The sequence below is a fragment of the Oceanobacillus sojae genome (genome assembly GCF_007991515.1).
GTDB lineage: Bacteria > Bacillota > Bacilli > Bacillales > Amphibacillaceae > Oceanobacillus > Oceanobacillus sojae.
This window is the reverse complement of record NZ_BJYM01000004.1, coordinates 130,762-143,541: the sequence shown is the minus strand read 5'-3', so window position 1 is coordinate 143,541 and position 12,780 is coordinate 130,762. Positions and strand designations below refer to the sequence as shown.

15 protein-coding genes are annotated in these 12,780 nt (G+C 38.1%); all 15 read left to right on the top strand.

Going from position 1 to position 12,780, the window contains the following annotated elements; genetic code table 11:
- The first annotated feature begins 11 nt into the window (after positions 1 to 11).
- The 15 genes from fliO (at position 12) to rpsB (ending at position 12,597) form a co-directional block, all read left to right on the top strand.
- A complete protein-coding gene (gene fliO, locus OSO01_RS06025) occupies positions 12 to 680 on the top strand; it encodes a flagellar biosynthetic protein FliO (RefSeq protein WP_147209538.1) in 669 nt (222 codons plus the stop codon).
- Positions 673 to 1,338: a flagellar type III secretion system pore protein FliP gene (fliP, locus tag OSO01_RS06020; RefSeq protein WP_077601177.1), complete on the top strand. Its 666-nt coding sequence runs from the start codon at positions 673 to 675 to the stop codon at positions 1,336 to 1,338. The genes fliO and fliP overlap by 8 nt, the downstream gene beginning before the upstream one ends.
- Before the next feature lie 181 nt (positions 1,339 to 1,519).
- Entirely contained in the window at positions 1,520 to 1,789 is a 270-nt protein-coding gene (fliQ, locus tag OSO01_RS06015) for a flagellar biosynthesis protein FliQ (RefSeq protein ID WP_040980134.1), read from the top strand.
- A 5-nt stretch (positions 1,790 to 1,794) separates the two neighbouring features.
- Positions 1,795 to 2,574: a flagellar biosynthetic protein FliR gene (gene fliR, locus OSO01_RS06010; protein ID WP_147209537.1), complete on the top strand. Its 780-nt coding sequence runs from the start codon at positions 1,795 to 1,797 to the stop codon at positions 2,572 to 2,574.
- Between the two features lies 1 nt (position 2,575).
- On the top strand, positions 2,576 to 3,655 hold the full coding sequence (gene flhB, locus OSO01_RS06005; RefSeq protein ID WP_147209536.1) for a flagellar biosynthesis protein FlhB: 1,080 nt from the start codon (positions 2,576 to 2,578) through the stop codon (positions 3,653 to 3,655).
- Positions 3,656 to 3,675: 20 nt separating this feature from the next.
- Positions 3,676 to 5,709, top strand: coding sequence for a flagellar biosynthesis protein FlhA (flhA, locus tag OSO01_RS06000; RefSeq protein ID WP_147209535.1), 2,034 nt, complete (start codon positions 3,676 to 3,678; stop codon positions 5,707 to 5,709).
- Entirely contained in the window at positions 5,706 to 6,815 is a 1,110-nt protein-coding gene (flhF, locus tag OSO01_RS05995; RefSeq protein WP_147209534.1) for a flagellar biosynthesis GTPase FlhF, read from the top strand. Before flhA ends, flhF begins: the two co-directional genes overlap by 4 nt.
- Positions 6,812 to 7,663, top strand: coding sequence for a MinD/ParA family protein (locus OSO01_RS05990; RefSeq protein WP_147209533.1), 852 nt, complete (start codon positions 6,812 to 6,814; stop codon positions 7,661 to 7,663). Before flhF ends, OSO01_RS05990 begins: the two co-directional genes overlap by 4 nt.
- A 4-nt stretch (positions 7,664 to 7,667) precedes the next feature.
- Positions 7,668 to 8,735 (top strand): protein-glutamate methylesterase/protein-glutamine glutaminase, encoded by a 1,068-nt coding sequence (locus tag OSO01_RS05985; protein WP_147209532.1) that lies wholly within the window; start codon positions 7,668 to 7,670, stop codon positions 8,733 to 8,735.
- 23 nt (positions 8,736 to 8,758) lie between these two features.
- The gene (locus OSO01_RS05980; RefSeq protein WP_147209531.1) at positions 8,759 to 9,232 is read left to right on the top strand and encodes a chemotaxis protein CheW; all 474 of its coding nucleotides are present in this window, start codon (positions 8,759 to 8,761) and stop codon (positions 9,230 to 9,232) included.
- Between the two features lie 2 nt (positions 9,233 to 9,234).
- Entirely contained in the window at positions 9,235 to 9,870 is a 636-nt protein-coding gene (locus OSO01_RS05975; RefSeq protein ID WP_147209530.1) for a chemotaxis protein CheC, read from the top strand.
- 1 nt (position 9,871) lies between these two features.
- The gene (locus OSO01_RS05970; RefSeq protein ID WP_147209529.1) at positions 9,872 to 10,363 is read left to right on the top strand and encodes a chemotaxis protein CheD; all 492 of its coding nucleotides are present in this window, start codon (positions 9,872 to 9,874) and stop codon (positions 10,361 to 10,363) included.
- 26 nt (positions 10,364 to 10,389) lie between these two features.
- Positions 10,390 to 11,166: a FliA/WhiG family RNA polymerase sigma factor gene (locus OSO01_RS05965; RefSeq protein ID WP_147209528.1), complete on the top strand. Its 777-nt coding sequence runs from the start codon at positions 10,390 to 10,392 to the stop codon at positions 11,164 to 11,166.
- A 28-nt stretch (positions 11,167 to 11,194) separates the two neighbouring features.
- A complete protein-coding gene (locus OSO01_RS05960) occupies positions 11,195 to 11,659 on the top strand; it encodes a DUF6115 domain-containing protein (protein WP_147209527.1) in 465 nt (154 codons plus the stop codon).
- A 179-nt stretch (positions 11,660 to 11,838) separates the two neighbouring features.
- Complete coding sequence (gene rpsB / locus OSO01_RS05955; protein WP_077601189.1) at positions 11,839 to 12,597, top strand: 30S ribosomal protein S2; 759 nt, start codon at positions 11,839 to 11,841, stop codon at positions 12,595 to 12,597.
- Positions 12,598 to 12,780 lie beyond the last annotated feature (183 nt).

Below are 12,780 nucleotides of genomic sequence, written 5' to 3'. Positions count from 1 at the left end.
AGTTGACGAGATTGAAGAAGCAATCATGGCGTATATTTGTACTGGGAGCGGGAGTGTTGTTTTTTATGTTGCTCCCGGTCAGTATAAGCGCAGAAACAAATGTGTTAGACTGCCTTGAAAATGGTGAGGAGTGTAACGATGAACAAAATATGGATAATGAGCAGCCGGATACGAATGAGGAAGACAGTATCCTGGAAAATGACAATGGATTTTTGATAGAAGATGATTCTTCAAATACATCGATGGGCTGGCAAATTGTCCGGTTAATTGTTGGTCTGGCTCTGGTACTGGGGTTAGTCTATATAGTATTAAAGCTCTTAGGAAAAAGAAATGGGTTTAATCAGCAGCCAGGCCTCCTGCGCAATGTGGGTGGAGTATCTGTAGGAGCAAATAAATCTGTGCAAATTATCCGTGTTGGAAACAGATATTATCTTATTGGTGTTGGAGATAATGTGGAGCTGTTAGAGGAAATCGATGATCCTGAAACGATTGAACAGCTGATTGATCAATCGGAAGAAAAGAATCCGGATACCTTATCCTTATTTTCAAAAGGAAAAAATGAAAAATCTAGTAAGTCATCTGACAAATCCTTTAATCAATTACTTACTAGGGAGCTGCAGTCAATCCGCAAAAATCGCCAAGATCTTATTAAGAAGCATAAGGACGATTTAAATGAATGAATTTATAGATATATTTTCAGGTTCTGATCCAACGAATATAGCAACATCAGTGAAGCTATTGCTGTTATTAACGATTTTTTCTCTGGCTCCGGGAATTTTAATTTTAATGACCAGCTTTACACGGATTATTATTGTATTGTCATTTGTACGTACATCTTTAGCAACGCAGCAGATGCCCCCAAATCAGGTGCTCATTGGTATTGCGTTATTTTTGACTTTCTTTATCATGGCTCCGACTTTCTCAGAAGTCTATGAGCAAGGTTTGTCGCCGCTCTTTGCTGAGGAGATTACCTTGGATGAAGCTTATGATAATGCAAGTGTTCCTTTAAAGGAATTTATGGCACAGCATACAAGACAGAAGGATTTGCAATTATTCATGCGTTATACAGAGGCAGAACCTCCAGAAACCGTACAGGATATCCCTTTAACCACTTTAGTTCCTGCATTTGCAATCAGTGAATTAAAAACAGCATTTCAGATGGGTTTTATGATATTTATCCCATTTTTAATTATTGACATGGCTGTCGCAAGTATTCTTATGTCAATGGGGATGATGATGCTGCCGCCGGTAATGATTTCATTGCCGTTTAAGATATTACTATTTGTACTGGTGGATGGCTGGTATTTAATTACGCAGTCACTACTCGGTGGTTTTTAGATGAGGATGTTAAAAAAGGTCGCCAAAAATGACACGGCGAATTTCTGCGTTAGCTTGCTTTTCCGTTGCTCATGTATTAACAAACATACATTCCGCTACTCAAAGCTGCGCTGCCTTGAACTTCTTGGTCCTTTTTATCGCCCTTTTTTAACACGTATTGGAAGTGAGAGGGGTAGAATCAATGAGTAGTGAATTGGTATTAACCCTGGCTGAACGGGGGATTTTTACAATTTTGTTAATAACAGTCCCGTTACTGCTGCTGGCTTTAGCAGTCGGACTACTTGTAAGTATTTTTCAGGCAACAACACAAATTCAAGAACAGACATTGGCATTTATTCCAAAAATCTTAGCAGTGTTACTTGGTTTAGTATTCTTCGGACCATGGATGTTAACGACAATCGTTGAATTCACTTCCAATTTATATATGAATATTAATCAATATATAGGGTAGTACGAATGATTGATATTATAAACTGGAATCTTGTTCCGGCATTCATTCTGATTTTTGTTCGTATTATGGCATTCTTTGTAATTATGCCTCTGTTCTCTTATCGGTCAGTTCCGGTTCAATTTAAAATAGGAATCAGTTTTTTTCTGACAATCATTTTAATTTCCTCAGTGGACATCGGTAATGTTGCCCTGAATGATTTATATATATTTCTGCTGGTGAAAGAAGCGCTTGTCGGTATTTGTATTGGATTAATTGCGTTTATTTTAGTATCTGCTATTCAAGTTGCCGGCGGTTTTATTGATTTCCAAATGGGTTTTGCTATTGCCAATGTTGTAGACCCGCAAACAGGTGCACAAAGTCCATTGACAGGTCAATATTTTTATATTATTGCGTTATTATTTTTTTTATCTGTAGACGGCCATCATATGATTTTAAATGGAATGATGAACAGCTTTTCTTATATTTCATTAGATCAATTTATCCCATTTGGCGAAGAGAGTATTATTGAGCTTGTACTGACGACATTTAATACGATGTTCCTCATTGCTTTTCAAATCGCTATCCCCATTGTAGGCTGCTTGTTTTTAGTAGATGTTGCTTTGGGGATCGTAGCGCGTACGGTACCGCAAATGAATGTTTTTGTTGTCGGCTTGCCAATAAAAATTCTTGTGAGCTTTGCAGCAATCCTTGTTTTTCTCGCACTTTACATAGGCTTATTACAATATGTTTTTGAGGCAATGTATCGTGTAATGGTGGAATTAATGGCTTTATTTGGAGGTGCTTAATGTGTTTTTGACATTAGACTTACAATTTTTCGCGGGTGAAAAAACAGAAAAAGCCACTCCAAAGAAAAGACAGGATGAACGCAAAAAAGGGCGGATTGCCAAAAGTCAGGATATAAATACAGCCGTCCTGCTGCTTGGATGTTTTATCGGTTTGTTTGTTTTTGGCGGTTATATACTTCAGTATATGACAGGATTTTATAAAAAATCATTTACGGAATACATTCATTGGGAAGTGACTAATAATTCGATTCAAACGATGTTTAATGATTCATTTCTTCAAGCAGTTTTAATGGTTGCTCCCATCATGCTGATTGCCATTATTTCCGGTTTGGCTGCTAACCTGCTTCAGGTCAGGTTCTTATTTACAACAGAGCCCTTGAAGTTTGATTTGAAAAAAATTGATCCTATTAAAGGAGCAAAACGGATTTTTTCCATACGTGCGTTAGTGGAGTTTTTAAAATCTTTATTAAAAATTACATTGGTTGGTGCGGTAACATTTACAGTAATTTGGATGAATAAAGATCAGATGCTCATGACAGCTTTTTTAGATGCAGAGGGAGCATTGGGATTCTTTGCACGGGTTACAGCAATAATGGCATTTTCGGCTATTGCTTTATTAATTTTTTTAGGTGTTTTAGATTATATGTATCAAAAGTATGATTTTGAGAAAAACATTCGTATGTCCAAGCAGGATATTAAAGATGAGTATAAAAATGTTGAAGGGGATCCTTTAATTAAATCAAAAATGAAAGAAAAACAGCGGCAGATAGCAACAAGAAGAATGATGAGTGAAGTTCCAGGCGCGGATGTTATTATTACAAATCCCACCCACTATGCAATTGCAATTAAATATGATGAAGTAAAGGCAGAGGCACCGTTTATTATTGCGAAAGGAACGGACAGCATTGCGCAGCGTATCAAAGAAATTGCAAAGGAACACAATGTACATATGATAGAAAATCGTTCTCTGGCAAGAGCATTATATGCAGCAGCAGAAATTGGCGAAGTCATTCCAGAGGAATACTTTCAGCCGGTTGCAGAAGTTCTTGCTTATGTTTATCAAATGGAGAAAAAAGCGTAAGAAGTTAGGAGAGAATGGAAATGAAAGTCCGGGATATTGCGGTTCTCTTAGGCGTTATACTAGTAATTGTCATGCTGGTTATACCAATGCCAGGAGGACTTTTAAGCTTTCTCATATTAATTAATATAATACTTGCATTGGTTGTTATTTTAGTGGCAATGAATACAACGGAACCGTTGCAGTTTTCGGTGTTTCCAACACTGATTTTGCTTTTGACATTATTCCGGTTAGCTTTAAATGTGTCAACGACCCGGGCCATTCTCTCTGAAGGTGATGCAGGAGGAGTCGTAGAAACATTCGGCTCTTTTGTAATTGGAAACAATCCTTTAGTCGGATTTGTCGTATTTATTATTTTGGTTATTATTAATTTTATTGTTATTACCAAGGGTGCAGAGCGTGTATCTGAAGTAGCTGCCAGGTTCTCCCTTGACGGGATGCCAGGGAAGCAGATGAGTGTCGATGCTGATTTAAATGCCGGTTTAATTACGGAAAGTCAGGCAAAGGAACGACGGGAAAAAATCGAAAATGAAGCAGATTTCCATGGATCCATGGATGGGGCAAGTAAATTCGTAAAAGGAGATGCCATAGCCGGAATTATTATTGTTCTTATCAATATTCTTTTTGGAATGATTATTGGTGTTGTGCAAATGGGTCTGTCCATGCAGGAATCTGTTGATTTATTTATGAGACTTACTGTCGGGGATGGCCTGGTGAGCCAAATTCCAGCATTGCTAATTTCAACCGCAACCGGGATTGTTGTTACAAGGTCCGCCAGAGGAAGTAATTTAAGCGCTGATGTGACAGATCAGCTGCTGCAGTTCCCAAAGCTTTTATATATTGCAGCAGGAGCTATTTTCTTGCTTGGTCTAACACCGATAAACTTTTTCTTAACTACGCTTCTTGCAGCCTTCCTGGCTTTTAGCGGCTATTGGATGGAAAAAAGAACGACGGAACCAGAAGAGGTTACAGAAGAAGAGGAAGAAGAAACGGAATCAACTGCTTTAAAACAGCAGGAGAATGTTATAAATCTCTTAAATATGGATCCGATAGAATTTGAATTTGGTTATGGGTTAATTCCTTTAGCCGATACATCTCAGGGCGGTGATCTGCTGGATAGAGTAATTATGATTCGGAGACAGCTTGCTATTGAATTAGGGATGGTCATACCAGTAGTCCGAATACGGGATAATATACAGCTCCAGCCGAATGAATATCAATTAAAGATAAAAGGTGACACGGTTGCCAGCGGGGAGTTAATGCTGGATCATTATTTAGCAATGGCACCTGACTTTTTAGAGGATGATGTAGAGGGAATTGATACGAAAGAGCCGGCTTTTGGTCTGCCGGCAAAATGGATTAGTGAAAATGTAAAAGATGAAGCAGAATTGTCTGGTTATACAGTGGTTGATCCACCTTCAGTTGTGTCCACTCATCTTACAGAAGTTATCAAGAAGCATGCATTTGAGCTTTTGGGAAGAGAAGAAACAAAACAGCTTATCGATCATTTAAAAGAAACCAACCCAATTTTAGTGGAAGAAGTAACTCCTGAACCTTTATCTATTGGTGATATTCAAAAAGTATTGGCAAAACTGCTAAGAGAAAGTGTATCTATTCGAAATATGCCAGTGATTTTTGAAACGCTTGCTGATTTTGCTAAATTGACAAATGATACTGATGTTTTAGGAGAATACGTTAGACAAGCATTGGCATCACAAATTACAAAAAGCTATGTGAAAGATGATAACTTGTTAAAGGTAATTACTGTTTCCGGCAAAGTCGAAAAAGCAATTGCTGACCATATTCAACAAACAGAGCATGGAAATTATCTATCATTAGATCCAGATCAGCAGCAGGCTATTATTCAAGCAATTCATAAAGAAGCTGAAAAAGTATCCTTACAGGAAGAAACAACTATTATTATCTGCTCTCCTGCAGTCCGGATGTATTTAAAACAATTGTTAGACCGGTTTTTACCTCAAGTTGTTGTATTGTCGTATAATGAATTAGAACCTACTGTTGAGGTACAAAGCGTTGGGGTGGTGAATATCGCATGAAAATAAAAAAATATAAAGCTCCATCTATGCCGGAAGTGATGAAGCAAGTTAGAAAAGATTTTGGCACAGATGCAGTGATTTTACAATCAAGACAAATTAAATCAGGCGGTATCTTAGGGCTCTTTAAAAAAAATTATATCGAGGTTGTTGCCGGTTATGATCCAGAGCCGGTGAAACCTGCTAAAAAAGCTGCAATTCGAAAGGAAGCTCCTGTTCTTAAGAAAGAAATGGTCCGGGAAGAAATAAAAGATGCTCCGCGTTCTAAAGAAATGGAACAGGTTTATAAACTGTTAGAAGCGCAAAGCAGACAGCTGCAGTTCAGGTTAACGCCAGAGGAACAGATAATCTATGATGGCTTAATACAGCAGGAAGTACTTCCTGATATTGCTTTGAATATCGTGAAGGAAGGAAACGACCCAGGAACTGCCTCTCAAGAAGATTCAAGTACATTAAAGCAAGCTGTTCACGAAAAGATAGAAAAACGTTTAGAAGGTCTGGAATTAGGCTTCACCTATAATCATAAGGTGATTCAATTTGTTGGACCAACTGGTGTAGGGAAGACGACCACTATTGCAAAAATTGCTGCACGGATGCAACTAGCTGAGAATAAAAAAGTAGCGTTTATTACGCTGGATACGTACCGGATTGCAGCTGTTGAACAGCTGAAAACATATGCGAAGATTCTTCATATACCTGTACAAGTGGCTTATAATAAACAAGAATATCGCAAGTATATAGAACAATTACAGGACTATGATGTGATTTTAGTAGATACAGCAGGCAGAAATTATCGGGACGATGCTTACTTAAACGATTTAGCAGACTGGATAAACCCTGACGAGGTAACAAATTATCTTGTCTTGTCCATGACTGCAAAGCCGAAAGATTTTCTGGATATTTACGGGAAGTTTGATGCGATTGGAATACATGGCCTTATATTGACAAAGCTGGATGAAACAGAACAATACGGCAATATCCTAAATGCGGTATCAAGTTATTCAGGCATTCGGATAGGGTATATAACAAATGGTCAGGATGTTCCGGAGGATATGGTCGATCCAACAATAAAGCAGCTTAGTCGTTTTATTGCAGGTGATGAACAATGAGTTATGATCAGGCTGAAAAACTAAGAAACCAGCTTGCTCCGCACAGAGCAGCGAAAACGATAGCCATATGCAGCGGTAAGGGTGGTGTAGGAAAGTCAAATTTCACTTTGAATTTTTCTATTAAACTTGCAAAAGAAAAACATCGTATTTTAGTATTTGATCTGGATGTTGGCATGGGAAATATTGATTTGCTTCTTGGTATGCAGACAAAGCATTCTATAGCAGATGTTTTAAATAATCGAATCTCCATTCAAGATGCTATTGTAAAAAGCAACTACGGCGTTGACTACGTTCCCGGGGGCTCTGGTCTGCGTGACTTTTTAGAGATAGATCAGCATAAAAAAGCTATTTTTTATCAAGGGCTGGAGCTGACATTAAGAGAATATGATTATGTTCTGTTTGATATGGGGGCCGGTGTTACAGAAACGGCGTTATTTTTCATCATGTCAGCAGATGAATGCTTTATCGTAACCACACCCGAGCCTACTTCTATTACAGATGCATATGGGATGATAAAGCATATTTTATTAAATCAGGCAGATATGCCAATTTACACTATTTTAAACCGTTCAAGAAATAGCAGGGATGGGCAAAATATTTTAAATAATTTTCATACCATTATTCACCGTTTCTTAGATGGAGAAGCCCAAGGTCTGGGGTTCATTCCAGAAGACGGAAATGTTATGAAAGCAGTAATGCATCAAAAACCATATACTATACTATATCCGAAAACAAAGGCTTCTAAAGCTGTAGATTCAATTCTGCATACCTATGTAAATCAAACAAGCGGGCCTTTACGTAGGTCTGGCAGTTTCATGGAGCGGATAAAACATTTTATGGAGAGGTGAGAGAATGACTCTGGTTAATGTACTTGTCGTAGATGATTCTGCATTTATGAGAAAAATGATTTCAGAAATTTTAACAGAGGATGGCAGATTTCAAGTTGTTGGAACAGCCGTTCATGGTTTGGACGGTGTAAATAAAGTAAAAAAACTGCATCCTGACGTAATTACGATGGATGTTCAAATGCCGAAGCTTAATGGTTTAGAAGCTCTAAAACAGATTATGGAACAATGTCCTACCCCGGTAGTTATGCTTTCCAGTGAAACAAGAAAAGGCGCAGATCAGACCATCCAGGCCATTTCCACTGGTGCTGTTGACTTTATTACAAAGCCGTCTGGCGCTATTTCATTAGATATAAAAACGGTAGAAAAAGAAATTTGCAATAAAGTATACACTGCAGCTGCAGTCAAAGTACATAAAAAAATAAATAATGCAGAAAAGCATGTACCAATAGAGCATATTCGGCAGCCGATAAGCCTGTCTGAGAAGCCATCACTCAACGTTAAAAGATTAGTTGCAATTGGAACGTCCACCGGGGGTCCCAGAGCGTTGCAGGAAGTGATTACCGCTTTGCCAAAAAATCTTCGTGCACCTGTGGCAGTTGTACAGCATATGCCCCCTGGATTTACAGCATCATTATCTGAACGGTTGAACCAAATTAGTAAGGTGACCGTAAAAGAGGCAGAGCACGGGGAGTTAATGAAAAAGGGAACTGTTTATATCGCGCCTGGTGGATATCATATGGAAGTGAAGAGCAGTGGCATGGCGTTAATTGTCTCTTTAAACCAGGAACCGGCAGATAACGGACATCGCCCTTCTGTAAATACTTTATTCCGCTCTTTGTGTGCGTTGAAGAACTATCAAATTATTACATGTGTCTTAACAGGAATGGGAAATGATGGAACACTCGGTCTGAAAGAGCTGAAAAAAGCCAATCCACATGTATTGTCTATTGCTGAAACAGAAGAGACGGCAATTGTTTATGGAATGCCCAAATCAATTATCAATGAAGGGTTAGCTGATTATCAAGTACCTTTGAATCAAATGGCCAGCCAGCTGAGCAATCTTGTAGACTAAATAACTTGAAGGGATAGATTGGAATGGAACAAGAACAGTTAACTACAGAAAGACTGGAAAAAACAATTATTTTTGATTTAAATGGCAGTGAATACGGTTTACCGGTGAACTTTGTGGAATCTATCGAGACATCGTTGCCGATTACCCGTGTTCCACACGAGAAAAGCTACATTAAAGGTGTTATTAATTTAAGAGGAAAGATTATTCCTGTAATAGACCTGCGAATTCGCCTGGGGGAACAGAAGGCACATGGTACAGATGACCAGATTATTATTACCAGAATTGATGATACGCAGGTAGGCTTGATTATAGATAATGCCAATGACGTTTTAGACATCCCGTCCGGTCTTTTGGAAGAACCGCCGGAAACAATTGGCATGGCTAAAAAAGAATATATGCATTCTGTTGTTAATTTTGATGACCGTCTTATTATTTTATTAGATATTTATAAGTTATTAAATTTAGAAGAAATAAAGACAAAAGAGACGGATGATTAATCATGGATGCATTTCAATTAACTACTTTTCAAAAGGATATTTTAAAGGAAATAGGTAATATCGGTGCTGGAAATGCTGCGACATCTCTGTCGATGCTGCTTGGACAAAAAATAGACATGATGGTTCCAAGTGTAGAGATTGCTGATTTTAATGAAGTCATTGAATTAGTTGGCGGCCCGGAACAGCCCATTGTCGGATTAATGTTTCAGATAGAAGGTGAAATCACTGGTGTGATGGCCATTGTCGTCGAAATTGATGAGGCGGAGTATCTGGTACAAAAGCTGACTCATAACGATCAATTCCGGTTATCTGAACAAACAAATGGAACTGAATTAGAAATTGCTATGTCTGCATTAAGTGAAATCGGAAATATTTTAACAGGATCTTATCTTACAGCACTATCTGATTTTACAGGGATGAATCTGCAGCCTTCTGTGCCCCATCTGGGAATAGATATGGCAGGTGCTATTATGACATTGGGGCTATTAGAAGTTTCTCAAGTGACTGACTATGCAATTATTATTGATACGGAAATAAGGCAAGAGGAAGAAAATCATGAAAATATTAAAGGTAATTTCCTGTTTATTCCTGATCCAGAATCCTTTCAAAAGCTCTTTGCCAAATTAGGATGGAATTAATATGACTACTACAAAAACGATTGTCAATGTAGGTATTGCAGATACGAAAACAGTTCAACACCCCAATACGATTCGCACTTTAGGACTTGGCTCCTGTGTCGGTACGGTACTATACGATGAGAAACGCAGAATAGCGGGATTATCACATATTTTACTGCCAGACTCTAATCAGGCAAGAGCAGCTAATTCTAATCCTATGAAATATGCAGATACTGCCATTCCACAGCTTTTAAAAATGTTACAGGACCAGGGCGCCAGAGATATTAAAGCTAAAATGGCCGGCGGGGCTCAAATGTTTCAAGCTGGAAAGGGAACCAGCTTTATGCGAATTGGTGACAAAAATATAGAAGCTGTACAGGAAGCACTTCGGAAATTAAATATAAGGATTGTTTCCTCAGACGTTGGCGGGAATCTGGGAAGAACAATTGAATTTGATCCAGAAACGTCAAGGCTTTCGATTAGAAAACGCAATCATGATATTTATACGATTTAACCGATTTGAAAGGAGCGTGTCATTCTTTGAGTTCATTGGACCCTTCACAAGAGCAAGCGTTATGGAATAAATGGATGACCAGTCAAGATAATGAAGCAGCAAATATACTTATTGAAAACTATATGTATCTTGTTTCCTTTCACACGGAAAGAATTGTAAGTCAACTGCCGAACAGTGTTGACCGTGAGGAAATACGCAGTTATGGTTTGCTTGGACTTTATGATGCGTTGCACAAATTTGAATTGAAACGTGATTTGAAGTTTGATACATATGCTTCATTTCGAATAAAAGGTTCGATTATGGACGGCTTAAGAAAAGAGGACTGGCTGCCCCGGTCTATCCGTGAAAAAACAAAAAAAGTAGAACAGGCAAGTGAAGCTTTTGAGCAAAAATATCAACGGGAGGCGCAGCCGGAAGATATTGCTGAAATTACTGGAATGACTGTACAAGACGTAGAGACCACATTACGGGATGCAGTAATGAGTAACATGCTTTCTATTGAAGATAAGCCGAAAGGGCATGAGAATGACCTCAAAGAAGGCATTGGCTACAGCGTAACAGATAAACCGGATTTAAGGCCGGAAGCCCGGCTTATCCAGGAAGAATGGAAGCAGGAATTAATAGAAGGCATCAAGTCACTGAATGATAAAGAACAGCTTGTAATCAGTCTTTTTTATCAGGAAGAGTTAACCTTTACGGAAATTGGACAGGTTCTGGGCTTAACGACGTCCCGAATTTCACAAATTCATAAACGAAGTATTGTTAAATTACGTACAACGCTTCAGAAAATCAGCCAGATTTAATATAAAGCAGGTATGGAAGGGAATGTATATGTCAACATTATTATGGATGATCAGCTTTTTATTACACGGCATTTCCATTTTAGCTATTTATTTATTATTAAAAGACAGACAGAACGCCGGCGGCAATAAACAGACGGAAAAGATATTGAAAGAGACACTGGAAGAAATTCAGAGGGAAAACAGGACATTGCAAAATCTCTTAGTGGAAGAGAAGCAGCCAGATAAAAAGCCGTTTAATAATGAAAAAGTAAAACCAGAATCTTTAAAGCCTCAAATAGAAAATAAAGAAAATGATGCACAATCAGAGATGGAATGGCCTGATATTGAAATTCCTCAATCAGCTGCATATCAGGATGAAGTAGAAACCTCCTTAGAAGCAAAAGTGCTTCAGCTTCATACGAATGGTGAAACAATAGATGATATTGCTAAAAAATTAAACTGTGGAAAAACAGAAGCTGAAATAATTATCAAAATGTATCAGAAAAAGTCATAGAAATTACTTGCTTACATAGGAAGGTTATGGTATAGTAACTTTTGGTGTAAATAGTCTATCTATAAATTAGTTAGATAAAAATCACACGCATTTGGATTTATAAGATTGGTGCTGAAATGACAGTATTCTTATAAAGAAGATAAATGCGGAGGAATACAACCAATTAGGAGGAATTTATTATGGCAGCAATTTCAATGAAACAATTGCTAGAAGCTGGTGTACACTTTGGTCACCAAACTCGTCGTTGGAATCCAAAAATGAAAAAATACATTTTTACGGAGCGTAACGGCATCTATATCATCGACTTACAAAAAACAGTTAAAAAAGTGGATGAAGCATACAACTACGTTAAGGAAATCGCATCAAACGGCGGTACAATTCTTTTCGTCGGTACAAAAAAACAAGCTCAGGATTCAGTGCGCGATGAAGCAATCCGTTCTGGAATGTTCTTTGTAAACCAACGCTGGTTAGGCGGAACGTTAACTAACTTCCAAACAATTCGCAAACGTATCAATCGTTTGAAAGATATTGAAAAAATGGAAGAAGACGGTACTTTCGAAGTGCTTCCTAAAAAAGAAGTAGTAAATTTATTAAAAGAAAAAGATCGTCTTGTTAAATTCCTAGGCGGAATTAAAGAAATGAAAAAACTTCCTGATGCTTTATTTGTAATTGATCCTCGTAAAGAGCGTATTGCAATTGCAGAAGCACATAAACTACACATTCCAATCATCGGAATCGTTGATACAAACTGTGATCCGGATGAAATCGATTATGTTATCCCTGCAAACGATGATGCAATCCGTGCAGTGAAACTTCTTACTTCAAAAATGGCAGATGCTATTTTGGAAGTAAAACAAGGTGAAGAAACAGAAGAACCTGTTTCTGAACAAGACCAATTAGAAGCAGAAGTTGCTGAAGAAGCTGCTTCCAAAGAGTAATCTTTTAAAAGGTGAGGGTGATAAGAGGATAGAAGCCTTTTATCACCCTTTTTTCAAAGAGTAAGAAAGTATAAAATGTTGAGGATAGCCGCTCCAGCGGTTTTCATGGGGTGAGTAATCGCAACCCCAGAAATACACTACGCTTTCCGTGGGCTTGAGCTCAGCCTCTTCGAAAAAAAGAAG

Coding starts and splice junctions, on each gene's coding strand:
- rpsB (WP_077601189.1), top strand. CDS start 11,839: ATGGCAGCAATTTCAATGAAACAATTGCTAGAAGCTGGTGTACACTTT.
- OSO01_RS05970 (WP_147209529.1), top strand. CDS start 9,872: ATGACTACTACAAAAACGATTGTCAATGTAGGTATTGCAGATACGAAA.
- fliP (WP_077601177.1), top strand. CDS start 673: ATGAATGAATTTATAGATATATTTTCAGGTTCTGATCCAACGAATATA.
- flhA (WP_147209535.1), top strand. CDS start 3,676: ATGAAAGTCCGGGATATTGCGGTTCTCTTAGGCGTTATACTAGTAATT.
- OSO01_RS05960 (WP_147209527.1), top strand. CDS start 11,195: ATGTCAACATTATTATGGATGATCAGCTTTTTATTACACGGCATTTCC.
- fliR (WP_147209537.1), top strand. CDS start 1,795: ATGATTGATATTATAAACTGGAATCTTGTTCCGGCATTCATTCTGATT.
- OSO01_RS05975 (WP_147209530.1), top strand. CDS start 9,235: ATGGATGCATTTCAATTAACTACTTTTCAAAAGGATATTTTAAAGGAA.
- OSO01_RS05990 (WP_147209533.1), top strand. CDS start 6,812: ATGAGTTATGATCAGGCTGAAAAACTAAGAAACCAGCTTGCTCCGCAC.
- fliQ (WP_040980134.1), top strand. CDS start 1,520: ATGAGTAGTGAATTGGTATTAACCCTGGCTGAACGGGGGATTTTTACA.
- flhF (WP_147209534.1), top strand. CDS start 5,706: ATGAAAATAAAAAAATATAAAGCTCCATCTATGCCGGAAGTGATGAAG.
- OSO01_RS05985 (WP_147209532.1), top strand. CDS start 7,668: ATGACTCTGGTTAATGTACTTGTCGTAGATGATTCTGCATTTATGAGA.
- OSO01_RS05980 (WP_147209531.1), top strand. CDS start 8,759: ATGGAACAAGAACAGTTAACTACAGAAAGACTGGAAAAAACAATTATT.